The organism is Xanthobacter sp. SG618, assembly GCF_012932745.1.
Classification (GTDB): domain Bacteria; phylum Pseudomonadota; class Alphaproteobacteria; order Rhizobiales; family Xanthobacteraceae; genus Xanthobacter; species Xanthobacter flavus.
The window spans coordinates 1-22628 of the sequence record NZ_JABBHL010000005.1 but is presented as its reverse complement, the minus strand read 5'-3'; the positions used below and the strand labels follow the sequence as shown (position 1 = coordinate 22628).

Sequence of the window (22628 nt, the reverse complement as noted above, 5' to 3'; positions counted from 1 at the left end):
AGGTGCGAAACGGGACAAGCGCACGAGAGACCTGCCGATGAAGATCGCTGACGTCCGCCGCACTGCCTACTCGATGCCGCTCACCAACCCCTCGTTCCCGCCGGGGCCCTACCGCTTCATCGACCGCGAATACATGATCATCACTTACCGGACCGATCCGGAGGCGCTCGCGAAGGTGGTGCCCGAACCGCTCGAGATCACCGAGCCGGTGGTGAAGTACGAATTCATCCGCATGCCAGATTCCACCGGCTTCGGTGACTACACCGAGACCGGACAGGTCATTCCGGTCCGCTTCAACGGGCAGGAAGGCGGCTACGTCCACTCCATGTATCTGGACGACGAATCCCCCATCGCTGGCGGACGCGAGCTGTGGGGCTTTCCCAAGAAGTACGCCCAGCCGAAGCTCAAGGTGGAGACCGACACGCTCGTCGGCACGCTCCATTACGGCAGCGTGCTCTGCGCCTCCGCGACCATGGGCTACAAGTGGGTGGCCGGCGACAAGGAGAAGATCCTCGCCTCCCTGCTCACCCCGAGCTTCCTGCTCAAGATCATCCCGGACGTGGACGCCACCCCCCGCATCTGCGAGCTGGTGCGCTACTATCTCGTGGACGTCACGCTGAAGGAATGCTGGGTCGGGCCCGGCGCCCTCGGCCTGTTCCCGCACGCTCTGTGCAACGTCGCGGCGCTGCCGGTGCTGGAGGTTCTCTCCGCCGTGCACATCAAGGCCGACCTGACGCTCGGCCTCGGCGAGGTGGTCTACGACTACATGAAGGAAAACGGCGCCTGACGTCCGCCTTCCAGCGGCGGCGCGATGCGCGCCGCCGGTCGAGGGAACCAACTTCAAGAAGGTGAGGGTCGATGACCGAGGCAGCCAACCAGCGTTCCGCCGAACTGTGCGACATCATCGACGAATACAAGCGCGTGGCGCTGGTGTTCCAGGGTGGCGGCGCGCTCGGTGCCTATCAGGCCGGCGTCTACGAGGCTCTGTCCGAGGTCGGGTGCGATCCGAACTGGATATCCGGCGTGTCCATCGGTGCCATCAACTCGGCGATCATCGCCGGCAACGCGCCGCAGGACCGGGTGACGAAGCTTCGGGACTTCTGGGAGACCATCACCTCCCAGCGCGTCCTGCCTTTCAACCTGGAGGGCGACATCTTCCGCCAGTGGCGCAACCAGATCAGCGCCGCACGCACCATCCTGCAGGGTCAGCGCGGCTTCTTCACGCCGCGCTTTCCCAATCCCTGGATGCTGCCGTCGGGGGCGCCGGGGGCCACGTCCTTCTATGACACCGCGCCCCTGCGGGACACGCTGCTGCGGCTCGTGGACTTCGACCGCATCAATTCCCGCGAGAAGCGCTTCTCGGTGGGTGCGGTGAACGTGCGCACCGGCAACTTCATCTATTTCGACAATCAGGAGCACAAGATCGCGCCCGAGCACATCATGGCCTCCGGCGCGCTGCCGCCGGGCTTTCCTGCCGTGAAGATCGACGGCGAGTTCTACTGGGACGGCGGCGTCGTCTCCAACACCCCGCTCCAGTTCCTGCTCGACCAGCCGGACCATCCGAGCGCGCTGGTGTTCCAGGTGGACCTGTTCAGCGCCCGCGGACAGCTGCCGCGCGACATGTTCGACGTGTCGGAGCGCCAGAAGGACGTCGCCTATTCGAGCCGTACCCGCTACACCACCGATGTGTTCCGGCGGGTGCAGGACCTGCGCTCCAAGCTCTATGACGCGCTCCAGCGTATTCCCGAGCAGCTTCGGACCGAGGACGACATCGCGCTGATCGACGATTATTCCAGCTCCGGCCCGGTCAACATCTGCCACCTGATCTATCAGGAAAAGACGTACGAGCGCGAATCCAAGGACTACGAGTTCTCGCAGACCTCCATGCGCGAGCACTGGCAGACCGGCTACGAAGACACGGTGAAGACCCTGCGCCGCAAGGAATGGCTGAAGAAGCCGGACGATTCCATCGGCATCGTGATCCACGACATCCACCGCCTCTCCGAATGAGAGGCGGCCGGCTCAGAGGAGGCCGCGCGCCAGCATGTAGGCGCCGAGCAGGCCGAGGCCGGAGAAGAAGATGCGCCGGAACATCTGCGGCGAGGCCGCCCGGCGCACCATGGCGCCGAGCTGCATGCCGATGAAGGCCGGGAGCAGCGCGGCCGCCGAGGCGAGCGCGGTGGCCGGATCAGCCATCGCCCCGCCGCCGTCTCCGGGATGGAACAGCACCACGGCGAGTGCGGTGGTGGAGACGATGAAGGTGAGGCCGAGAGCCTGCACTAGATCATCCCGCGCCAGCCCCAGCGACTGGAGATAGGGCGCCGAGGGCATGACCGAGACGCCGGTGGTGCCGGTGACGAGGCCGGTGAGGAAGCCCATGAGCGGGGACAGCCACGGCTCGTGCTTCTGTGGCACCTTCAATTGCACCGAGGACAGGCCGAGCGCGCCATAGGCCAGCAGCGTCGCGCCGAGCACCGGCTGCGCGGCGGGCGAGGCGAGGCCGCCCAGCAGAAGGCCGCCGACGAGCGTGCCCGCTGCCACCATCGCCATCATCCAGAAGAAGCGCCGGGCGATGGGCAGGATGTTCGGCCCGGTGAAGTATTGCCAGAAATTGGTGACGGTCGCGGGCAGGATGAGCAGCGCCGCCGCATCGGTCGGTGCCAGGAACACGCTGAGCAGGCCGATGCCGACCGTCGGCAGGCCCATGCCGATGACGCCCTTCACCATGCCCGCCAGCACGAGCACGGCGAAGCCGGCGGCGATCAGCCCCGGATTGACCGAGGCGACGGCGGCGGCCGCCGTTTCAATCACCGGAAATCGGCCGCATCAGAATTCGGCGTCCAGCTCTTCTAGCTCTTCCGGCTCGGACAGGGCGCCGTCGATCCATTCCTGCACCAGCGGCAGCGCCATGATGCGGGCGCGATAGGCCTCGCATTCCGGGTCGAGCTTCACGTCGTAGGTCGTGAAGCGCGAGCAGACGGGCGCATACATGGCGTCGGCCAAGGTGGGCGTCGCGCCCATCAGGAACGGACCGCCATGGGCGGTGAGGCAGCCGCGCCAGATGGCGGCGATGCGCTCGATGTCCGCCTGCGCGCCAGCCCAGACCTTGAAGCCCGGATAGTGCGCCTTGATGTTCATGGGCAGGGCCGAGCGCATGTTGGCGAAGCCCGAATGCATCTCGCCGGAAATGGAGAGGCAGTGCGCGCGCACCGCGCGGTCGGCGGGCAGCAGCCCGGCCTCCGGGAAGACTTCGTTGAGGAAGGCGGCGATGGCCAGCGTGTCCCACACCGTCACGTCCTCGTGCACCAGGCGCGGGACGAGGAAGGAGGGCGACAGCAAAAGCAGCTCCGCCTTGGCGTCGGGATCGTCGGTGGGCACCCGCTCCTCATCGAAGGAGAGGCCGGCCATCTTGCACAGCAGCCAGCCGCGCATGGACCAGGAGGAGTAATTCTTGCTGGAGATGGTGAGCGTCGCCATGCCTGTCCCGTGCCTCGGATTTGCGATCCCTGACCTGACCGTTCCCCTCGACCCTTCCGCCCTTTGTTTCTTCTTGGCGCAGCCGGCGGCTTCGACTTTGGTCGGGCATCCGGCGCGGTCGCTCGGCCTTCAGCCCCACTGCTAAGGATGCGTGTTGCAATGCACCACGCATAGCTCCAATATCAACTTAACAGGTACATCCGTTCAGGCTTGCTGCAAAGCGGAAAGCTGGGCCTGCGACAACTACTTAATGCTTCCGCCGGCCGTCGGGGGCCGGGCGTGGGGGACGCGGAGCAGAAGGACCTTTCGGCATCATGCTGCAGACTTCTTCCAGGTTCATTCCTCCGGCACCGCGGTGTCGGACGGTCCGGCGCGCGCTGCCATGATCTATTCCGCCTATCAGGCTCAGGCCGACCTCATGAGCCCGATGAGGTTCTTCGCCAGCCTCGCGCGGCAGACCCTCAACGGCCCCCTCGTCAATGGCTACGGCCATCTCGGCTTCCGTCAGCTCGCGGCCGCCTACGAGCTCATCGAGCGCTCCGGCCTCACCCACGGCCGACCATCCTTCGGCATCAAAACGGTTGAAGTCGGCAATCGCGAAGTTCAGGTCACGGAGGAAAACGCCGCCGTCCTGCCCTTCGGCACCCTGTTGCGGTTCAAGAAGGACGTGGACGTCGCCCAGCCGCGCGTCCTCGTGGTCGCGCCCCTCTCGGGCCATTTCGCGACGCTGCTCGTCAACACCGTGAAGACGATGCTGCCGGACCACGACGTCTACATCACCGACTGGCACAACGCCCGCGAGGTGCCGCTCTCGGCCGGTCCCTTCGGCTTCGACGATTATGTCGAGCACGTCATCCGCTTCCTGGAGATCATGGGGCCGGGCTCCCATCTCGTGGCGGTGTGCCAGCCGTGCGTGCAGTCCCTCGTCGCCGCGGCGGTGATGGCGCAGGAGAAGAACCCGGCGGTGCCGGCCTCCATGACGCTCATGGCCGGCCCCATCGACTGCCGCATCAACCCCACCAAGGTGAACGAGCTCGCCACCTCCAAGCCGATCTCCTGGTTCGAGAAGAACCTGATCTCGACGGTGCCGAAGGGTTTCGCCGGCTCGGGGCGGCGGGTCTATCCCGGCTTTCTCCAGCTTACCGCCTTCGTGAACATGAACCTCACGCGGCACATCAAGGCGCACCTCGACCTCTACAACGCCCTCGCCGAGGGCGACGAGGAGAAGGCGGAGACCACCAAGGCCTTCTACGACGAATACTTCGCCGTGCTGGATCTGGCCGCCGAATTCTACCTGGAGACCGTGCGCTACGTATTCCAGGAATACCGTCTGCCCAAGGGCGAGCTGACCTATCGCGGCCGACCCATCGATTTCCGCGCCATCCGCAAGACGGCGCTGCTGACGGTGGAAGGCGAGCGGGACGACATCTGCTCCATCGGCCAGACCATGGCGGCGCAGGACATCTGCTCGGCGCTGCGTCCGCACAAGAAGCGCCACCATATGCAGGCCGGCGTCGGCCATTACGGCGTGTTTTCGGGCCGCAAATGGGCCTCTCAGGTCTATCCCATCGTCCAGAACCATATTCTGGCGAGCGATTGAACGGCGAGCATTTGAACCCTGCGTGAGCGGACGCTGGGGCAGGAGTTGCCAACCCCTGCCTGCGGCGGTACGCGGACGGGGTCCAACGCGCGTCCCGCCTTCGGACCTGCCACCCCGCGGACCTGCCCCGTGATCGTGCCCCCGCTCCGACCCGTGCTGCCCTTGTGACCGCGGCCGCGCCTTCCGCCGAGATGCGGCTCAGGGATCATCCCGCCTTCGTGCTGTTCTGGATCAGCCGCGTCTCCTCGGCGCTGGCCTTCCAGATGCTGGGGGTGGTGGTGGGCTGGCTGGTCTACAGCCTCACCGGCAGCGCCGCCGCCCTCGGCCTCGTGGGCCTCGCCCAGTTCCTGCCGATCCTGTGCCTGACCCTGCTGGTGGGACATGCGGCCGACACCTTCGACCGGCGGCGCATCGTGCTGGCCTGCCAGACGTTGTCTGCGCTCACGGTGGGGGCTCTCGCCCTGGCGGAAGGGTCCGGCCATGCGGGGCTGCTGCCAATCTATGCCGCCGTCATCACGATCGGCGCCAGCCGTGCCTTCGAGGCGCCGACCATGGCGGCGCTGCTGCCCCGCCTCGTACCCGGCGCGGTGCTGCCGCGGGCGCTGGCGGTGGCCTCCTCCGCCATGCAGATGGCGACCATCGCCGGCCCGGCCGTGGGCGGCTTCGCCTATGTCTTCGGCCCGGCCGTGCCGCTGACGCTGGCAGCGGCCTGCTATGCGGTGGCGGCCGGCTCCATGGCCTTCATCCGCCACGTGCACGCGCCCGGGCCGCGCAGCGCCATGACCCTTGAGACGCTGCTCTCGGGCCTTTCCTTCATCCGCCGCAGCCCGGTGGTGCTGGGCTCCATCTCCCTCGATCTCTTCGCGGTGCTGCTCGGCGGCGTCACCGCGCTCCTGCCCATCTATGCGGGCGAGATCCTGCATGTGGGAACGCAGGGCCTCGGCGCCCTGCGCGCCGCGCCGGCGGTGGGGGCCGTGCTGATGTCCCTCGTGCTGGTGCGCCGGCCGCCCACCCGGCGGGTGGGACACATCATGTTCGCCGCGGTGGCGGTGTTCGGGCTGGCGACGGTGGTGTTCGCGCTCTCCTCCAGCTTCCTTTTGTCGCTGGGTGCGCTGTTCGTGCTGGGCGCCGCGGACAATGTGAGCGTCGTCATCCGCTCCTCTCTCGTGCAGCTCTCCACGCCGGACGAGATGCGCGGGCGGGTCAGCGCGGTGAATTCCCTGTTCGTCGGCACCTCCAACCAGCTCGGGGAATTCGAATCCGGCATGGTGGCCGCGCTCATTGGCGCGGTGGGTGCGGGGGTGGTGGGGGGCGTCGGAACGCTCATGGTCGTGGCGCTGTGGACGCGGCTCTTTCCCGCACTCTTCCATGTCGACGCGATGCCGGTGAAGGTTGAAACCCGGCGCTGATCCAAACCCCGCCGCGCCCGCGCCGCTGCTTGGTTTGCCGGCTTTGCTCAAGCTCTTCGGTTGACGCCGGGCTGCGCTTTTCCCATGGTGCGCCCGCACGCGCTTTGGCGCTGCCTTTCCCCCGCCGCGCCCGAGCGCGGCATCGTATCCACGCCGCGCCGATGTCACGGGTTGCCCCGTTGTCGCGCGTCCCGTGACTTTCGCGGCGCCGTGACGAGCCGGCGCTGCCACCCCGAGGAGTGTTTCACCATGAGCGACTGGCCGGTCCACGCAAAGATCGACGGCCCCATCGTGATGATCGGATTCGGCTCGATCGGCAGGGGCACCCTGCCGCTCATCGAGCGCCATTTCGATTTCGACCGCGAGCGCATGGTGGTGATCGATCCGGTGGCGGACCACCGCAAGCTGCTGGATTCCCGGGGCATTCGCTACGTCCAGTCGGAAGTGACCGCCGAGAATTATCGCGACCTGCTGACCCCGCTGCTCACCAATGGCGGCGGCCGCGGCTTCTGCGTGAACCTCTCCGTGGACGTGTCCTCGGTGGCGATGATGGAGCTGTGCCGCGAGATCGGCGCGCTCTATATCGACACCGTGGTGGAGCCCTGGAAGGGCTTCTATTTCGATGAGGCGATGCCCACCGCCGCGCGCACCAACTATGCGCTGCGCGAGAGCCTGCTCGCCGCCCGCCGCCGCAATCCCGGTGGCACCACGGCGGTGTCCACCTGCGGCGCCAATCCCGGCATGGTGTCCTGGTTCGTGAAGCAGGCGATGCTCAACATCGCCGCCGACACCGGCCTCGACCGGCCGGAGCCCAAGACCCGCGAGGAATGGGCGCAGTTCGCCCGCAGCCTCGGCATTAAGGGCATCCACATCGCCGAGCGGGACACCCAGCGCGCCCGCGAGCCCAAGGTGATGGGCCAGTTCTGGAACACCTGGTCGGTGGAGGGCTTCGTCTCCGAGGGCCTGCAGCCGGCCGAACTGGGCTGGGGCACCCACGAGAAGAGCCTGCCGGCGGACGGCCGCACCCACGAGGGGGGCTGCGGCGCGGCCATCTACCTGCTCTCCGCCGGCGCCGCCACCCGCGTGCGCTCGTGGACGCCGACGCCGCAGGCCCAGTACGGCTTCCTCGTCACCCACAACGAGAGCATCTCGATTGCCGACTACCTCACCGTCCGCGACGGCGACCAGGTGCTCTACCGCCCGACCTGCCACTACGCCTATCACCCCTGCAACGACGCGGTGCTGTCGCTGCACGAGATGTTCGGCAATGGCGGGCACTTCCAGGAGAGCTGGAAGATCCTCGATGAGCACGAGATCGTCGACGGCATCGACGAACTGGGCGTGCTCATCTACGGCCACGCCCGGAACGCCTACTGGTTCGGCTCCCAGCTCTCCATCGAGGAGACGCGCGAACTCGCCCCCTACCAGAACGCCACCGGCCTTCAGGTGACCTCCGCCGTGCTCGCCGGCATGGTGTGGGCGCTGGAGAATCCCGAGGCGGGCATCGTCGAGGCCGACGAGATGGACTTCCGCCGTTGCCTCGAAGTGCAGCTGCCCTATCTGGGCCCGGTGATCGGCACCTATACGGACTGGACGCCCCTCACCGGCCGGCAGAAGCTGTTCCCCGAGGATCTCGACCTCGAGGATCCCTGGCAGTTCAAGAACATCATCGTGCGGTGAGACCAGCGGAGGTCTCCCGTCCAAAGGAGACCTTCGATGGCGGTCGATGCCGCGCGTGTCCGGGAGATGGCCCTCGATCTGCCTGAGGCGAGCGAGACGCCGCACGTCGATCGCCGTGCCTTCCGCACGCCACGCAAGATCTTCGCGACGTTGGGGCCGAGCGGGCTCGACCTCAATCTGATGTTCGATCCCGACCTGCGCGATTTCTACTGTGAGCAGGTGCCCGACGCCTTCGCCCCGGTGCCGGGAGGATGGGGCAGGATGGGCGCCACCCGCTGCGACCTCACAATGGTGGACGCGGCGACGCTCGCCTCGGCTCTTCAGGCCGCGCATCGCCTCGCCGCCTCCAAAGCCAAGTCGAAGCCGAAGCGGCGAACGGCTTCGGAATCTGAGTCCTGACCCGGAAACAAAAATCCCCGGCTCGACGGATCGAGCCGGGGATTTTGTCGTTGGCTGTCGCGGCTTTGGCTGTCGCTGACGCGTCAGGCGGACTTCAGCAGCGCCGGCGCCAAAAGCTCTGCCAGAGACGGCAGGGCGATGCGGGTGCCCGTGGGGCTGATGAGGCCGCGGGCGCCGTCCAGCGCACCGGCCTTCAGCTCCAAAGCCAGCAGCCGGTTGCGGTCATAGGCGCCGGGCATCCAGAGCTGCCCAGTCTTCTCCGCGGAGAAGCCGAAGCGCTCGTAATAGGCCGCATCGCCCACCAGCAGGATGGCGCCGTGGCCCTTGGCCCGCGCCGCTGCGATGGAGGCGCGCATCATGTCGCCGCCGAGGCCGCGGGTGCGGAACCAGGGATGGACCGCGAGCGGGCCGAGCAGCAGCGCCGGACGGGCGGGGCCCGCCGTCACGTTCCACAGCCGCACGGTACCGGCCAGACGGCCGTCCGGGCCGTGGGCGGAGAAGGCGAGGCCATCCGCCGGCAGGCGGCCCTCGCGCAGACGCTCGGACGACTTGGCCTTGCGCCCCTCGCCCATGGTGAGGTCGAGCAGGGCCTCGCGGGGGGCCACATCTTCCACGGATTCAAGCACGATCTCGGTCATCGGCAGCTCCTGCGCCAACGTGAGAGGTGAAGAAGCCCGTCCCGGCTGCATCACAGCCAGGAAAATACCTTCGGGGCGATCGCCTTCGGGGACGGGTGCGGAAGACGAGGGGACACATCCCCTCCTCACGCCCCGGACGGCGGAAAGCCGATGCCGGGGGACCTTCTGCGGCCGGGTCGCGGAATACGCTCGGGCGCCGCGCGGGCGGGTCTCCGCGTGGCTCCGATCAGGGGCCACGGGGTTTGGATCTTTCGGCGGCGGAAGCCGCCCTCAGATCACGTAGGACTTCAGCGGCGGGAAGCCGTTGAACGCCACCGCCGAATAGGTGGTGGTGTAGGCGCCGCACGCCTCGATGATGATCTTGTCGCCGATCGAGAGCGAAAGCGGCAGCTCGACCGGGGTCTTCTCATACATCACGTCGGCCGAATCGCAGGTCGGGCCGGCCAGCACGCAGGGGGCGGTGTCGTCGCCGTCGCGCGGGGTGCGCAGCGGGTAGCGGATCGCCTCGTCCATCGTCTCGGCGAGGCCGCCGAACTTGCCGATGTCGAGATAGACCCAGCGCATGGCGTCCTGCTCGGACTTCTTCGAGATGAGGACGACCTCGGTCTCGATCAGGCCGGCATTGCCCACCATGCCGCGGCCCGGCTCCATGATGGTCTCGGGAATCGCGTTGCCGAAGTGACGGCGCAGGGAGGCGAAGATCGCCTCGCCATAGGAGATGGCGCCCGGCACGTCCTGCAGGTAGCGGGTGGGGAAGCCGCCGCCCAGGTTGACCATGGACAGCGAGATGCCCCGCTCGGCGCAGGCGCGGAAGATCGCGGCGGCAGAGGCGAGCGCGCCGTCCCAAGCGTGCACGTTCTTCTGCTGCGAGCCCACGTGGAAGGACACGCCATAGGCAGCGAGGCCGAGGCGATGGGCGTGCTCCAGCACGTCCGCCGCCATCTCCGGCTCGCAGCCGAACTTGCGCGACAGGGGCCATTCGGCGCCGGCACCGTCGCAGAGGATGCGGCAGAACACCTTGGCGCCGGGGGCGACGCGGGCGATCTTCTCGACTTCCTCGTAGGAATCGACCGCGAACAGGCGCACGCCCAGCTTGAAGGCGCGCTCGATGTCGCGCTCCTTCTTGATGGTGTTGCCGAAGGAGATGCGGTCGGCGCCCGCGCCGGTGGCGAGCACCATGTCGATCTCGCCGGTGGAGGCGCAGTCGAACGAGGAGCCGAGCTCTTCCAGCGCCGTCAGGATGGCGGCATCGGGATTCGCCTTCACGGCATAGAACACGCGGGTGTCCGGCAGCGCGCGGGCGAACGAGAGATAGTTGGTGCGGACCACGTCGAGGTCCACCACCACGCAGGGGCCATCCTCTCGTCGGGTACGCAGGAATTCGCGGATGCGATCGGTCATGGATACCTCCCCGTGACCTGAAGCCTCGTGAAGCGCAGGGAACTGCGCGACGACAGGACGGACGCTCCTTCTGGGAGAGCCCGGGGCACGCGCTCGCATTCGCCCGGCGATGTGGACACGCCGACCGTCTGCGGGCCGTACCCGCTTCGCCGGGGCTTTACCCGGCCGCATCATCGGACCGAACGGCAGCAGAACCGCCCGCTTGGCCACAGGGCTAAGCAGGGTGGAGACGACTGCGCACGATTGGAGAAGGGATATCCCGCTCCGCACGGCCGGCAAGATGTAGTGCCTCTTTAGTAACGCCGACCTTTGGAGGGCCGACCGAGACCAAAAAAGCCCTTACGTCGTTGCTTCAAGTCACGTCCCCCGCATTGAGGAGCGGGGTGGGCCGGTTCCCTCCGGCTTGTCGATCGTCCTGGCAGCTTTCCGGCCTCTTGTCCGGAGATCCTACCGACCGACACGCGACCACAGGCACGTGCGAATTTGGGCAACGCGGATTTAGGGGATTCGCCCCGCCCGTGCAAGAGGCAATTTGATGAAAATCAGTGCGCCGGCGCAGGGCAGGTCTGACGAGATTGCGCAGGTCGCGGCGCGATCCGCCGGAAGCCGCCATTTTCACGCAAGCTGCACGGAAGGCCGTTGCCCTACCTTGCTTCCGCGCGGCCTGTTGCGGTGCGGCATTTGTGCAGTTCCTGCACGGGGTTGCGCCGGATCGCCGCGCGTCGCGCTCAGCCCTTGATTGGCATCAATACAAGGAGCAAGCTTGCAGCATAATCTTAGAACAATGAGGATCCACCCGCGATCCCGTCTGCCGCCGCAGGGTTCGGAATGACCTACGACACCTTCTTTGCCGACGCCATCGACGCCCTGCGCAAGGAGCGCCGCTATCGCACCTTCGCCGAGATCGAGCGCGACGCCTCGCACTTCCCGCGGGCGGTGTGGCACTCCCCGGGCGGTCCGCGTGACATCGTGGTGTGGTGCTCCAACGACTATCTCGGCATGGGCAGCCATCCCGACGTGGTCGCCGCCATGTGCGACGCGGCCAAAGCGCGCGGCGCCGGTGCCGGCGGCACCCGCAACATCTCGGGCAACAGCCATGAGATCGTGATGCTGGAGCGCGAGCTCGCCGACCTGCACGGCAAGGAATCCGGCCTCGTCTTCACCTCGGGCTACATTTCCAACGCCACCGGCATCTCCACCATCGTCAAGCTGATCCCCGACTGCGTGGTGATCTCGGACGAGCTGAACCACAATTCCATGATCGAGGGCGTCCGCCACGGCGGCCGGCAGAAGGCGATCTTCCGCCACAACGACCTCGACCATCTCGAAGAGCTGCTGAAGGCGGCGGGCGATCGGCCCAAGCTCGTGGTGTTCGAGAGCGTCTATTCCATGGACGGCGACATCGCCCCCATCGGCGCCATCTGCGACCTCGCCGAGCGCTACGGCGCCATGACCTATCTCGACGAGGTGCACGCGGTCGGCATGTATGGCGAGCGCGGCGGCGGCGTCGCCGAGCGTGACGGCGTGATGCACCGGGTGGATGTGATCGAAGGCACGCTGGGCAAGGCCTTCGGCGTCGTCGGCGGCTACATCACCGGCAAGCGCCTCGTCATCGACGCCGTCCGCTCCTATGCGCCGGGCTTCATCTTCACCACCGCGCTGCCGCCGGCCGTTGCTGCCGCCGCCACCGCCTCGGTGCGCCACCTCAAGAACTCGCAGGCCGAGCGTACCGGCCAGCGCACCCAGGTGGCCAAGGTCAAGGCGGCCCTCGCCGCCGCCGGCCTGCCGCAGATGGAGACGCCCACCCACATCGTTCCGGTGATGGTGGGCGACGCCAAGGCCTGCAAGATGGCCTCGGACCTGCTGCTTGCCGAGTACGGCATCTATATCCAGCCGATCAATTACCCCACCGTGCCGCGCGGCACGGAGCGCCTGCGCATCACCCCCACCCCGTTCCACGACGACGCGCTGATCGCCCATCTGGCGACCGCTCTGTCGGACGTGTGGGAGCGGCTTGAGCTGCCCTATGCGGACCGGGTGACGCAGCACACCGCCTCCCGCAGCACCGCGGCCGGGGCGGCGCCCATCCCGCTGCCGATGGCTGGCGGCTGATCCGATCTCTCCCCGACTGAAAAGCCCCGGCTGTGCCGGGGCTTTTTGTTTTTGAGGCCTAGCCCGGCGTGCCGATGGCCTTGCCGTCCGGCCGGAAGAAGGGATGCGGGCCGGAAAAGCTGCCGATGAAGCTGCGGTGGGTCACGAGGTGCCCGTCTTTCAACAGGTGCAGCGACAGGCTCGGCGGCTCCATGTGGAAGGTCGGCGGCGCGTCCGGGTCCAGCGCGAGGCTGACCGAATGGGCCGGCGCCGGGGCGATGGTGGCGGCGATGCCGGCGAAGGTGGTCGTCACCGCCCGATGCACGTGGCCACAGGTGAAGCCGACAACCTGCGGATGCCGCCGCAGCACCGCTTCCAGCGCCGGAGCATCGAACAGGTTCTGCACGTCCATGTGGCGGATGCCGGTGAGGAACGGCGGATGGTGGGCGCAGACCAGCGCCGGCCGGTCCGGCGCGGCGGCGAGCGCCGCATCGAGGAAGGCGAGGCCCTCGTCGCCCAGCGTGCCATGGGGGCGGCCGTAGACGGTGGAATCGAGCATCACCAACCTGAGCGGGAAATCCTCCACCACATAGTTCACCCGCCCGCCCGCGCAGCGCGCGGCGATCTCGGGAAAGGCGGCCAGCAGCCCGGCGGAACTGTCGTGATTGCCGGGAATGGGAAACAGCGGCAGGCCGAGGGGCGCGACGATGGCGCGGAAGCGGGCGAATTCTTCCGGGTCGTCGAAATCGGTCAGGTCGCCGGTGACGATCACCGCATCGGGGCGCGGGTCCAGGGACAGGATGTGCGCCACCGCAGCTTCCAGATAGGTCGCGGTGTCCACTACCCCGTAAGCGAGCGTGCCGGGGCGGCGGATGTGGGTGTCGGTGAGCTGGGCGATCAGCATGGGTCAGGCCAGACTGTAGCGGTTGGCGTCGAGGACGAGGCCGATGGCGGTGCCGGCGCTCAGGGGCAGGTCGGCGGGCGCCTCGGCGATGATGCGTGTTCCGTCGCCCGCATTCAGCGTCACCCGCTGGCGTGGCCCCTGAAACTCCACCTGCGTCACCTGAAACACCAGTGTCGCGTCGGCCGGGCTCACGAGGCGCACGGCCTCTGGGCGGAACAGGAGACGCGCCTTGGCGCGGTCCGGTGCTGCGACGCGCAGGATGCCGGCGGCGGTTTCGAAGCGGCCGTTGCGCACGATGCCCTCCAGCCGGTTGGTGAAGCCGACGAAGCCGGCGACATAATCGTCCGCCGGCTGGAAGTACACCTCACGCGGCGTGCCCACCTGGGCGATGGCGCCGTTCTTCATCACCACGATGCGGTCGCCCAGCGCCAGCGCCTCGGCCTGGTCGTGGGTGACATAGACGGCGGTGATGGCGAGGCGGCGCAGCAGCGCGTCGATCTCGCTGCGCAGATGCTCGCGCAGGGCGGCATCGAGGGCGGTCAAAGGCTCGTCCAGCAGCAGCACGCGCGGCCGCACGGCGAGCGCCCGGGCCAGGGCCACGCGCTGGCGCTGGCCGCCGGACAATTGGTCGATGCGCCGCTCGGCCAGCGCCTCGATGCGCATCATGGCGAGCACGGAGGCCGCCTGCGCCCGCCGCGCTTCCGTTCCCACGCCGCGCACGCGCAGGCCGTAGGCCACGTTGTCGATGACGCTCATGTTCGGGAACAAAGCGTAGGACTGGAACACCATGCCCACATTGCGCTTCTCGATGGGCAGGGCCGTCACGTCAGCCCCGTCGAAGGCGATGCGCCCGCCGGCGTCGGGCGTCTCCAGCCCGGCGATGAGGCGCAGGAGGGTGGTCTTGCCGCAGCCGGAGGGGCCGAGCAGCACCAGCGTCTCGCCCGCCTTCACCTCCAGATCCACCGGCGAGAGCGCCCGCGTGCCGTCCGGATAGGTCTTGCCGCAGCCGGCGATGGAAATGGCGGCGCCGGTGGGGGCGGTCATCGCGCGCTCCCCGTGGTGCGGCCGAACAGCTGGAGGGCGAGGAGCAGGGGCACGATCATGACGAAGAAGACCAGCGTGTAGGCGCTCGCGATCTCGAGGCGCATGGAGGCGTAGCTGTCGGCGAGGCCCACCGGCAGAGTCTTGGTCAGCGGCGTGTGCAGCATCCAGGTGAGGTTGAACTCGCCGATGGAGAGCGTCACCACCATCAGCGCCCCGGCGAGGATGCCGCCCTTCGCATTGGGCAGCACCACATGGAAGAAGCGCTGCAGCGGCGAGGCGCCCAGCGACGCCGCGCCTTCCTCCAGCGAGCGGATATCGACGGCGGCGAGCACCGCCATCACCGAGCGCAGCATGAAGGGCAAAGTGTAGAGCACGTGGCCGGTGAGGATGAAGGCCGGGCTCATGCGGAACTCGCGGATGGCGCCATAGGCGAGGATGAGCGCCAGCGCCAAGGCGAGGCCGGGCACCGCCACCGGCAGCGTGACCACCTCTTCCACGATGCGGGCAAGCCGCGAGGGGCGCCGCACCAGCGCCCAGGCGGCGGGCACGGCGAGGACGAGCGTCGCCGCGAGGGTGCCGAGCGCGATGCCGATGGAAAGCCAGATGGTGTCGGAATAAAGCGCCAGCACCTGCTTCACCCAGTCCAGCGTGAGGCCGGAGGAGACGCCGCGGAAATAGTTGGCGGTGAAGCCGGCGAGGATGGAGGCGCCGGCCGGCACCATGAGGAAGGCGGCCGCCAGCAGGGTGACGAAGAGCTGGAAGGCGAAGGTGAGGCGATGGGTTTTCATGGATCGCCCTCAGCCCGCCGCCGCCACGCCGGAGCCGGCGAGGTTGCGCGAGAGGGCGAGCACCGCCCAGGTGATGAGGCCGAGGGCGATGGAGAGCGCCGCCGCGGTGGCGAAGTTCGCGTTGAGGGTGAACTCCGTATAGATGGTCATCGCCAGCACATCGATGCGCGTCGCCAGCGTGAAGGCGGTGCCGAACGCCCCCATGGCGGTGGCGAAGGCGATGGCCCCGGAAGCCATCAGCGCCGGGGCAATGCCCGGCAGCGTCACGTCCCTGAGCACCTCGAAGCGCCCTGCGCCGAGCGAGCGGGCCGCCTCCTCCAGCGCCGGATCAAGCTTTTCCACGGCGGCCATGAGCGTCACGAGCACCCGCGGCAAAGAGAAATAGACATAGCCCGCGAACAGGCCGGCCATGGAATAGGCGAACACCCATCGCCCCATGCCGAGGCCCATGGAGAGGCTGGCCAGCAGCCCCTGCCGGCCGGCGAGCAGGATCACCATGAAGCCCACCACCACGCCGGGAAAGGCCAGCGGCAAAGTGAGGCACGAGACCAGCAGCGGCCGGCCCCAGAAGCGGTTGCGGGCGAGGAACAGGGCGACGACGGTGCCGATGGCGAGGGTCGCCGCCGTCACCGCCGCCGAGAGCAGCAGCGTCGCGACCAGCGTCGCGACGTAGCGCGGGTTGGTGAGGATGGCGACATATTCAGCCATCCCGTTGGGGCCGGACCCCGCCACGCCGATGAGCCGCACCATGGGCAGCAGGAAAAAGGCCGCCACGAACAGGAAGAGCGGCAGCAGGAACAGGCGGGCGAGGCGATCGGCGCTGTGCATGGCGTCAGGCGTGAGCCCGCCTCATTTCACGTTGTTGAGGTAGGCGTCGGAGAAGGCCTTCTGTGCCGTCTCCATGCGGGCATAGTCCACGGGCTTCGCGCGGGCATAGTCCGCGGCCGGCAGGAAGCGGCTGGCGATTTCCGGCGGCAGCGCGATGTTGCGGGCGGGGCGCAGATAGGCCTTGGCCCACATGGCCTGTCCCTTGTCGGAGAGCACGTAGTCGAGCACCTTCTTGGCCGCCTCGGGGTGCGGCGCGCCCTTCACCATGGTCATCACGTAGGGAACGACGACGGAGCCCTCGCAGGGGATGGCGAAGGCGAAGTTGCCCTTCTCGTTGTACTTCGCGCGATAGGCGTTGAAGTCGTAGTCGAACAGGATCGGGATCTCGCCGGAGACCACGCGGGCGTAGGACGTCTGCTTGGGCACGATGGGCTGGTTGGCCTGGAGCTTCTTGAAGTATTCGATGCCCGGCTTGAAGTCGTCGAACGAGCCGCCCATGGCGCCGTTCACCGCCACCGCGCCCACATAGCCCACGAAGGCGGAGGTGGGGTCGAGATAGCCGACGAGGCCCTTGTATTCGGGCTTCAGCAGGTCCGCCCAGCAGGCCGGCACCGGCGCGCCGCCCAGCGCATCCTTGTTCACGAACAGGCCGAGCGTGCCGGAATGGATGGTGAACCAGTTGCCGTCCTTGTCCTTCAGGCCTTCGGGAATGTCGGCGAAGCCCTTGGGCTCATAGGGCTGGGTGACGCCGGCATCCTTCGCCTTGATGCCGAAGGTGACGCCGAGATAGGCCACGTCCGCCACCGGGCTCGCCTTCTCGGCGAGGATCTGGGCGAGGGACTGGCCGGAATTCTTGTTGTCCTGCGGCACGTCGATGCCGGTGTCGGCCTTGATGGCCTTCAGCATGGCGCCCCAGTCGGCCCATTCGGGCGGGCAATTGTAGCAGATGGCGTCCGCCGCAGCGGCCGGCCGGGCGGGCGCGACGGCGACAGCGGCGAGGGTCAGGACGGAAAGCGTCACGGCGGAAAGGGTCTTGAGGTGGCGCATGGCTGGGCCTCACGTGTTGGGCAGGGACGGCGGGGTAGGTTCCTGTCGGCGGGTCGGCTTCGGCGCGGCGGCAAGGGTGCCGCCGGACCGCAGGCTGAAGGGCAGCCGCTCCACGTGGGGGGCGGCGCCGGTCTCGATCATCTCGAACAGCAACTCCACCGCCTGTTCGCCCATGCGGCGGGTGGGGGTGTCCACGGTGGCGAGGCTCGGGCTCATGGCGCGGCCGAGGGCGATGCCGTCGAACCCGGCCACCGAGACGTCGTCCGGCACGCGGATGCCGAGGTCGCGCAGCGCGCCGGTGACGGAGAGGGCGAGCAGATCGTTGGAGCAGAGCGCCGCGGTGGGGGCGGATATGCCGCCGAACAGCCCGGCCAGCGCCGCGGCATGGCTCGGCGCGTCGCCCAGATAGTCGAGTTCCAGCGGCGCGGCGGCATGGAGCCCGGCCTTCTCCATGGCCGCGCGATAGCCCTCATAGCGCCTGAGCGAACGGTCGGAGGTGGCGAAGCGGCCGGCGAGATAGGCGATGTTGCGGTGGCCGGCTGCGATCATCGCCTCCGTCAGGGCGGAGGTGGCGGCCGCATTGTCCACGCACACGGCGGCGCGGGCATCGCCCTCCGGCTCGTTGTGGACGAGGACGAAGGGAATATTCTCCGCCTCCAGCAGGTCCAGCGTGGCGTTGTGGCTGGCGCAGGCGACGGTGAGCACGAGGCCGGCGACATTCTGCGCCACCAGCGTTTCCACCAGCTCCGCCTCGGCGGCGGGATCGTAGTCGGTGGCGGTCAGGAGCAGGGTGTGGCGGCGCTCGCGGGCGGCCGCCTGCATTCCCGCTACGGAGGCGGCGAAGACCGGATTGGTGAGGCTCGGAATCAGGACGCCGACGGTGCGGGTCTTGAGCGTCTTCAGCGCCCGGCCGATCTCGCTCGGGCGGAAGCCCAGCTCGTCGATGGCCGCACGGACCCGGGCCTCCACTTCGGCGCTGGTCGGCGCCGAGCGGTTGATGACGCGGCTGACCGTCGCGATGGAGCAGCCCGCCCGTTCGGCGACGGTCCTGATGGTGACGATGCGCGGCACGTCCGACCCCGGTGGGCTCCAATGGAGCGTGAAACCGTTTTCAGATCAATAGGTGCAACGCGCGACAGGCGTGTGACGGGCTGGGACGGGACGTGAAATGCGGACAGCGGGCGTGCCGAGGCACGCCCGCTGCGGGGAAGGGAAGATCAAGGGCGGCGAGATTCCCTTCCTTCTCTTGGCCTCACGGACGCGCGGGTGGCGGCGTGGGGCGATCGGGGTGGCCGCCGAACGGCACGCCGGGGGGCGGCGGAGGCGGCGGCAGAAGTGCGAATTCGAGGCGGCCCAGCTTCTCGATCTGGTCGGGCGAGAGGCGCGCCTTCAGGGCGTCCACGGCCTTGAGGAGCCGGGTACCGGCCTTGCCGGCCTCTTCGCTGCGCACGCCGAATGCGGTGACGAGGGAGAGCGGCGCGGCGCCGGGCTGAGGGGGCGGCGGCGGAGGCGGCAGGGCCTCCTGCAGCGCATCGGTGAAGTCGCGCCAGGCGTCCAGCTGGTTGGCGCGGATGCCGAGGGCGGTTTCGGCGGCGGCAAGGTGGCGGGCAAGGGTCAGCGGTCCACCGATCGGTCCACCCCCCGGGCCATGGGGCGGGCCGGGCGGGCCGAAAGGCACGGGCGGGCCGAAGGGCATGGGCGGGGTATCCGGCCCGGCCGCGACCTGGTCCTGCGGGGGCATGTGGTCGTCCACCTTGGCGTATCCCGGCGAGGACACGATGAAACCGGCCACCGCCAGAATGCCGAGGGTCGCCCCGGCGAGCATGAGGGCCCGGAAACTCTGGCGCGGCGTCTTCCGTATCGGTGCGTTGCACGTCATGGCGTGCCTCCTGTCCATCAGGTTGCCGCGAGGATGGAGGCGGCTCGTAGCCAAATGAGGTCGGGGAGGTATCGCTACTTGTCCCGCCGGGCGGAATTTGTAACGCAATGTTGCCGGGCACCCCGTGGCAACGCTGGGAAGCATGGATGCGTGCGGTGGCAGGGGAGGCGGGATAGCATCGGTCCGAACGGAGGAACCGGTGCAACAGGACGGACCGCATATTCTCGTCGTCGACGACGATCTCGAAATCCGCAAGCTGCTCAGCCGCTATCTCGCCGCGCAGGGCTTCCGCGTGACGGCAGCCGGCGATGGGCGGGAGATGGACGAGAAGCTCACCACCCAGCGCATCGATTTCGTGGTGCTGGATTTGATGCTGCCCGACGCCTCCGGCCTCGACCTCTGCCGCGCCCTGCGCGCCCGCTCGCGGGTGCCGGTGATCCTGCTCACCGCCCTGAAGGAGGACGTGGACCGCATCATCGGCCTCGAGATCGGGGCGGACGACTATCTCGGCAAGCCGTTCAACCCGCGGGAGCTGGTGGCCCGCATCCGCGCCGTCCTCAGGCGCACGAGCGTCACCGATCCCACGACCTCCGCCGTGCGCGCCTACGGCTTCGCCGGCTTCCGGGCCGAGCCGGACCTGCGCCGCGTCACTGCGGCGGACGGCTCGGAGGTGCCCCTCACCGGGGCCGAGTTCGACCTGCTGATGGCCTTTCTGGAGCGGCCCGGCCGCATTCTCTCCCGCGACCAGCTGCTCGACATCACCCGCGGGCGCGAGGCCGGCCCGTTCGACCGCTCGGTGGACGTGCTGGTCAGCCGGCTCAGGCGCAAGCTCGGCGACCAGGGCGCGTTCCAGATCCTGAAGACGCTGCGCAACGGCGGCTACCAGCTCTCCGTGCGGGTGGATATCGAGGAGGCCCCGTGAGGACCCTGCGCGCCCAGGTCACCGCCATCCTCGTGGTGGCCGTGCTGGTGGTGATCGCGCTGGCGAACGGAGCGTCCTTCTTCATCGTCCGTCCGGAGTGGCCCCCCTTCGGCGACCATGGCACCCATGCCGCCGACCTGCTCCTCATGGCCGATCTGGCGGCAGCCGTTCCGCAGGGCACCGAGGTCCGGTCGCAAATCGGCGCGGCGCTGCTGCGGCACGACCCGCCCGCGGGCGACATCGATCCGGTTGAGACGCGGCTGATGAGCGAGGCGCTGGCTCGGCTCGGCTCCACCTTGCCCGTCCAGGTGCTGCGTCGCCCACCGCCGTCCGGGCCGCCGGGTTCCGCCCCTCCCGACGATCCCGGCCCCGACGGCGCGGCGGGGGTTACGGCTCTGCGGTTGCCGGACGGGCGTTGGCTGGTGGTGGATGGCCGCCGGCCGCCCCGTCCGCCGCCCGGCCCGCCTGGCGGTGCGGTGGGCTTTGCGGTGTGGCTTGCCTTCATGATCCTCGGCGTCACCGGGGTCGTCATCCTCGCCGTGCACCGCCTCACCCGGCCGCTGGCGCTGGTGGAGGAGGCGGCGCGGCGCATCGGCCCCGATGGCGAGCTGCCTGTGCTGCCGGAGCGGGGGCCGGCCGAGGTGCGCGCCGCGGCGGCTGCCATCAACCGACTGTCGGCGCGGCTGAAGGCCTCCATGGACAGCCGGATGCGCATTGTCGCCGGCGCGGCCCATGATCTGCGCACGCCCCTCACGCGCATGCGCCTGCGCGCCGAATTCATCCCGGATGAGGAGGAGCGCGCCCAGTGGCTCTCCGACCTCGCGGAGCTGGACCGCATCGCCGACAGCGCCATCCGCCTCGTGCGCGAGGAGGTGGAGGGCGGCACGCTGGAGACGGTGCGCATCGACCGCCTCGCCGCCGACGTGGCGATGGAATTGAAGGAGATCGGGCTCGCCGTCGCGCTTCTCGCGGCGGTGCCAGCCTATGTGGCGGGGCGGCCATTGTCGCTCAAGCGCGCGGTGCGCAACCTCGCGGTCAATGCCGCCACCCATGGCGGCGGCGCGCGGCTCGCCGTCAGCGCGGATGCGGAGCGGGTGGTGCTGGTGATTGAGGATGATGGCCCCGGCATTCCCGAGGCCTTGATGGGGCAGGTGTTCGAGCCGTTCTTCCGGGTCGACCCGGCGCGGCAGGTGAAGATCCCCGGGGCGGGCCTGGGCCTCGCCATCGCCAACGAGATCATCGGCCGCCATGGGGGGCGGCTCACCCTCTCGAACCGTCCCGGGGGCGGCCTGTTGCAGCGGGTGGAACTGCCGGCGGCCGAGGCGGGGCAGGGCGCCGACGAATGATCGGGAGCCCGGCCGCCTTCGGCCGGGCGGATCTCAGGGAGAGGCCGGGGCTGGCCTCGCCATCCCAAGCCTCAGCGGGTGGGGACGGGCTTCTCGCCGCGATAGTCGTAGAAGCCGCGCTGCGTCTTGCGGCCGAGCCAGCCGGCCTCGACATACTTCACCAGCAGCGGGCAGGGCCGGTACTTGGAATCGGCGAGGCCCTCGTGCAGCACCTGCATCACCGCGAGGCAGGTATCGAGGCCGATGAAGTCGGCGAGCTGCAGCGGACCCATGGGGTGGTTCGCGCCAAGCTTCATGGCGCGATCGATGGAATCCACCGAGCCCACGCCCTCATAGAGGGTGTAGATCGCCTCGTTGATCATCGGCAGCAGGATGCGGTTGACGATGAAGGCCGGGAAGTCCTCGGCCACCGCATAGGTCTTGTGCAGGCGGGTGACGAAGGTCTTGGAGGCCTCGAAGGTCTCGTCGTCGGTGGCGATGCCGCGCACCAGCTCGACCAGCTCCATCAGCGGCACCGGATTCATGAAGTGAATGCCGATGAAGCGCTCCGGCCGGTCGGTGGCGGCGGCGAGGCGGGTGATGGAGATGGAGGAGGTGTTGGAGGCGAGAATCGCCTCCGGCTTCACCACCTGGCACAGCGCGGAGAAGATCTTGCGCTTCACCTCTTCCCGCTCGGTGGCCGATTCGATCACGAGGTCGCAGTCGGCGAGGTCCTCGGTCTTGTCCGCGGCGACGATGCGGGCGAGGGCTTCCTGCCGGTCGGTCTCGGACACGGAGCCCTTCGCCACCTGCTTGGCCATGTTGCCATTGATGGTGGCGAGGCCGGAGCGGATGCGGTCGGGGTCCGCGTCGTTCAGCGCCACGTCGTAGCCGGCGAGCGCGCACACGTGCGCGATGCCGTTGCCCATCTGGCCTGCGCCGATGACCCCGACCTTCTTGATCTCGAGCGGCATGATTCTCTCGTTTCGCCTTGTTTGCCGGTGACCGGGGCGGGCATCCCCGAAACTGCGGCCGGTGGTTCTCCGGCCGCAGCCAGAATGATCCTATCCCTTAACCTTGGCGATTTCCGCCTTGAGTTCAGGGATGACGGTGTTGATATCGCCGACGAGGCCGTAGTCGGCCACCTGGAAGATGGGGGCTTCCTCGTCCTTGTTGACGGCGACGATGACCTTGGA

At 68.5% G+C, this 22628-nt stretch carries 21 protein-coding genes and 1 pseudogene; 9 read left to right on the top strand and 13 right to left on the bottom strand.

The annotated features are described in order from the left end of the window. The first annotated feature begins 37 nt into the window (after positions 1-37). The gene (locus FHT36_RS14605; protein ID WP_169123244.1) at positions 38-787 is read left to right on the top strand and encodes an acetoacetate decarboxylase; all 750 of its coding nucleotides are present in this window, start codon (positions 38-40) and stop codon (positions 785-787) included. 71 nt (positions 788-858) lie between these two features. Continuing rightward, the gene (locus FHT36_RS14600; RefSeq protein WP_169123243.1) at positions 859-2010 is read left to right on the top strand and encodes a patatin-like phospholipase family protein; all 1152 of its coding nucleotides are present in this window, start codon (positions 859-861) and stop codon (positions 2008-2010) included. Positions 2011-2022: 12 nt separating this feature from the next. On the opposite strand, the gene FHT36_RS14595 is transcribed toward FHT36_RS14600, so the two are convergent. Both FHT36_RS14595 and FHT36_RS14590 read right to left on the bottom strand, forming a co-directional pair. Next, positions 2023-2811: a sulfite exporter TauE/SafE family protein gene (locus tag FHT36_RS14595; protein ID WP_348644469.1), complete on the bottom strand. Its 789-nt coding sequence runs from the start codon at positions 2809-2811 to the stop codon at positions 2023-2025. A gap of 15 nt (positions 2812-2826) precedes the next feature. Continuing rightward, positions 2827-3477, bottom strand: a complete 651-nt coding sequence (locus tag FHT36_RS14590; RefSeq protein WP_169123242.1) for a glutathione S-transferase family protein — start codon at positions 3475-3477, stop codon at positions 2827-2829. A 382-nt stretch (positions 3478-3859) separates the two neighbouring features. On the opposite strand from FHT36_RS14590, the gene FHT36_RS14585 reads away from it, so the two are divergent. From FHT36_RS14585 to FHT36_RS14570, 4 genes are all read left to right on the top strand, one after another. Next, positions 3860-5077, top strand: a complete 1218-nt coding sequence (locus FHT36_RS14585; protein WP_169123241.1) for a polyhydroxyalkanoate depolymerase — start codon at positions 3860-3862, stop codon at positions 5075-5077. A gap of 191 nt (positions 5078-5268) precedes the next feature. After that, the gene (locus FHT36_RS14580) at positions 5269-6486 is read left to right on the top strand and encodes an MFS transporter (RefSeq protein WP_169123528.1); all 1218 of its coding nucleotides are present in this window, start codon (positions 5269-5271) and stop codon (positions 6484-6486) included. 249 nt (positions 6487-6735) lie between these two features. Beyond that, positions 6736-8166 carry a homospermidine synthase gene (locus FHT36_RS14575; RefSeq protein WP_169123240.1) on the top strand — a complete coding sequence of 477 codons (1431 nt, stop codon included), beginning with the start codon at positions 6736-6738 and terminating at the stop codon, positions 8164-8166. A gap of 36 nt (positions 8167-8202) precedes the next feature. Next, a complete protein-coding gene (locus FHT36_RS14570; protein ID WP_169123239.1) occupies positions 8203-8565 on the top strand; it encodes an MmcQ/YjbR family DNA-binding protein in 363 nt (120 codons plus the stop codon). A gap of 83 nt (positions 8566-8648) precedes the next feature. Here FHT36_RS14570 and FHT36_RS14565 read toward each other — a convergent pair whose 3' ends face one another. Both FHT36_RS14565 and FHT36_RS14560 read right to left on the bottom strand, forming a co-directional pair. Next, the gene (locus FHT36_RS14565) at positions 8649-9203 is read right to left on the bottom strand and encodes a GNAT family N-acetyltransferase (protein ID WP_169123238.1); all 555 of its coding nucleotides are present in this window, start codon (positions 9201-9203) and stop codon (positions 8649-8651) included. A gap of 270 nt (positions 9204-9473) precedes the next feature. Continuing rightward, positions 9474-10604, bottom strand: coding sequence for a type III PLP-dependent enzyme (locus FHT36_RS14560; protein ID WP_169123237.1), 1131 nt, complete (start codon positions 10602-10604; stop codon positions 9474-9476). An 828-nt stretch (positions 10605-11432) separates the two neighbouring features. Between FHT36_RS14560 and hemA the strand changes: the two genes are divergently transcribed. Beyond that, positions 11433-12716, top strand: coding sequence for a 5-aminolevulinate synthase (gene hemA, locus FHT36_RS14555; protein WP_169123236.1), 1284 nt, complete (start codon positions 11433-11435; stop codon positions 12714-12716). 58 nt (positions 12717-12774) lie between these two features. On the opposite strand, the gene FHT36_RS14550 is transcribed toward hemA, so the two are convergent. From FHT36_RS14550 to FHT36_RS14520, 7 genes are all read right to left on the bottom strand, one after another. Then, a complete protein-coding gene (locus tag FHT36_RS14550) occupies positions 12775-13599 on the bottom strand; it encodes a phosphodiesterase (RefSeq protein WP_169123235.1) in 825 nt (274 codons plus the stop codon). Positions 13600-13602: 3 nt separating this feature from the next. Beyond that, a complete protein-coding gene (locus FHT36_RS14545) occupies positions 13603-14643 on the bottom strand; it encodes an ABC transporter ATP-binding protein (protein WP_169123234.1) in 1041 nt (346 codons plus the stop codon). After that, positions 14640-15431: an ABC transporter permease gene (locus FHT36_RS14540; protein ID WP_169123233.1), complete on the bottom strand. Its 792-nt coding sequence runs from the start codon at positions 15429-15431 to the stop codon at positions 14640-14642. The genes FHT36_RS14545 and FHT36_RS14540 overlap by 4 nt, the downstream gene beginning before the upstream one ends. A gap of 9 nt (positions 15432-15440) precedes the next feature. Further along, positions 15441-16259: an ABC transporter permease gene (locus tag FHT36_RS14535; RefSeq protein ID WP_169123232.1), complete on the bottom strand. Its 819-nt coding sequence runs from the start codon at positions 16257-16259 to the stop codon at positions 15441-15443. A 21-nt stretch (positions 16260-16280) separates the two neighbouring features. Next, positions 16281-17306: an ABC transporter substrate-binding protein gene (locus tag FHT36_RS14530; protein WP_246702245.1), complete on the bottom strand. Its 1026-nt coding sequence runs from the start codon at positions 17304-17306 to the stop codon at positions 16281-16283. Positions 17307-17315: 9 nt separating this feature from the next. Next, positions 17316-18377: a LacI family DNA-binding transcriptional regulator gene (locus tag FHT36_RS14525; RefSeq protein ID WP_169123231.1), complete on the bottom strand. Its 1062-nt coding sequence runs from the start codon at positions 18375-18377 to the stop codon at positions 17316-17318. A gap of 181 nt (positions 18378-18558) precedes the next feature. Further along, positions 18559-19185 carry a hypothetical protein gene (locus tag FHT36_RS14520; RefSeq protein ID WP_169123230.1) on the bottom strand — a complete coding sequence of 209 codons (627 nt, stop codon included), beginning with the start codon at positions 19183-19185 and terminating at the stop codon, positions 18559-18561. Positions 19186-19384: 199 nt separating this feature from the next. On the opposite strand from FHT36_RS14520, the gene FHT36_RS14515 reads away from it, so the two are divergent. Together FHT36_RS14515 and FHT36_RS14510 are read left to right on the top strand one after the other, a co-directional pair. Then, positions 19385-20107 carry a response regulator gene (locus tag FHT36_RS14515; protein WP_348644468.1) on the top strand — a complete coding sequence of 241 codons (723 nt, stop codon included), beginning with the start codon at positions 19385-19387 and terminating at the stop codon, positions 20105-20107. Next, positions 20104-21453 carry an ATP-binding protein gene (locus tag FHT36_RS14510; RefSeq protein WP_169123229.1) on the top strand — a complete coding sequence of 450 codons (1350 nt, stop codon included), beginning with the start codon at positions 20104-20106 and terminating at the stop codon, positions 21451-21453. The genes FHT36_RS14515 and FHT36_RS14510 overlap by 4 nt, the downstream gene beginning before the upstream one ends. A 71-nt stretch (positions 21454-21524) precedes the next feature. Here FHT36_RS14510 and FHT36_RS14505 read toward each other — a convergent pair whose 3' ends face one another. Together FHT36_RS14505 and FHT36_RS24535 are read right to left on the bottom strand one after the other, a co-directional pair. Continuing rightward, entirely contained in the window at positions 21525-22406 is an 882-nt protein-coding gene (locus tag FHT36_RS14505; RefSeq protein ID WP_169123228.1) for a 3-hydroxybutyryl-CoA dehydrogenase, read from the bottom strand. A 90-nt stretch (positions 22407-22496) separates the two neighbouring features. Continuing rightward, positions 22497-22628: pseudogene (locus tag FHT36_RS24535) on the bottom strand (electron transfer flavoprotein subunit alpha/FixB family protein); the annotation flags it as partial.

Excerpts from the sequence above, each read along its gene's own strand:
- FHT36_RS14550 (WP_169123235.1), bottom strand. The coding sequence starts at position 13,599 with ATGCTGATCGCCCAGCTCACCGACACCCACATCCGCCGCCCCGGCACG.
- FHT36_RS14535 (WP_169123232.1), bottom strand. The coding sequence starts at position 16,259 with ATGCACAGCGCCGATCGCCTCGCCCGCCTGTTCCTGCTGCCGCTCTTC.
- FHT36_RS14505 (WP_169123228.1), bottom strand. The coding sequence starts at position 22,406 with ATGCCGCTCGAGATCAAGAAGGTCGGGGTCATCGGCGCAGGCCAGATG.
- FHT36_RS14560 (WP_169123237.1), bottom strand. The coding sequence starts at position 10,604 with ATGACCGATCGCATCCGCGAATTCCTGCGTACCCGACGAGAGGATGGC.
- FHT36_RS14565 (WP_169123238.1), bottom strand. The coding sequence starts at position 9,203 with ATGACCGAGATCGTGCTTGAATCCGTGGAAGATGTGGCCCCCCGCGAG.
- hemA (WP_169123236.1), top strand. The coding sequence starts at position 11,433 with ATGACCTACGACACCTTCTTTGCCGACGCCATCGACGCCCTGCGCAAG.
- FHT36_RS14570 (WP_169123239.1), top strand. The coding sequence starts at position 8,203 with ATGGCGGTCGATGCCGCGCGTGTCCGGGAGATGGCCCTCGATCTGCCT.
- FHT36_RS14540 (WP_169123233.1), bottom strand. The coding sequence starts at position 15,431 with ATGAAAACCCATCGCCTCACCTTCGCCTTCCAGCTCTTCGTCACCCTG.
- FHT36_RS14590 (WP_169123242.1), bottom strand. The coding sequence starts at position 3,477 with ATGGCGACGCTCACCATCTCCAGCAAGAATTACTCCTCCTGGTCCATG.
- FHT36_RS14530 (WP_246702245.1), bottom strand. The coding sequence starts at position 17,306 with ATGCGCCACCTCAAGACCCTTTCCGCCGTGACGCTTTCCGTCCTGACC.
- FHT36_RS14575 (WP_169123240.1), top strand. The coding sequence starts at position 6,736 with ATGAGCGACTGGCCGGTCCACGCAAAGATCGACGGCCCCATCGTGATG.
- FHT36_RS14585 (WP_169123241.1), top strand. The coding sequence starts at position 3,860 with ATGATCTATTCCGCCTATCAGGCTCAGGCCGACCTCATGAGCCCGATG.
- FHT36_RS14545 (WP_169123234.1), bottom strand. The coding sequence starts at position 14,643 with ATGACCGCCCCCACCGGCGCCGCCATTTCCATCGCCGGCTGCGGCAAG.
- FHT36_RS14600 (WP_169123243.1), top strand. The coding sequence starts at position 859 with ATGACCGAGGCAGCCAACCAGCGTTCCGCCGAACTGTGCGACATCATC.
- FHT36_RS14605 (WP_169123244.1), top strand. The coding sequence starts at position 38 with ATGAAGATCGCTGACGTCCGCCGCACTGCCTACTCGATGCCGCTCACC.
- FHT36_RS14520 (WP_169123230.1), bottom strand. The coding sequence starts at position 19,185 with ATGACGTGCAACGCACCGATACGGAAGACGCCGCGCCAGAGTTTCCGG.
- FHT36_RS14580 (WP_169123528.1), top strand. The coding sequence starts at position 5,269 with ATGCGGCTCAGGGATCATCCCGCCTTCGTGCTGTTCTGGATCAGCCGC.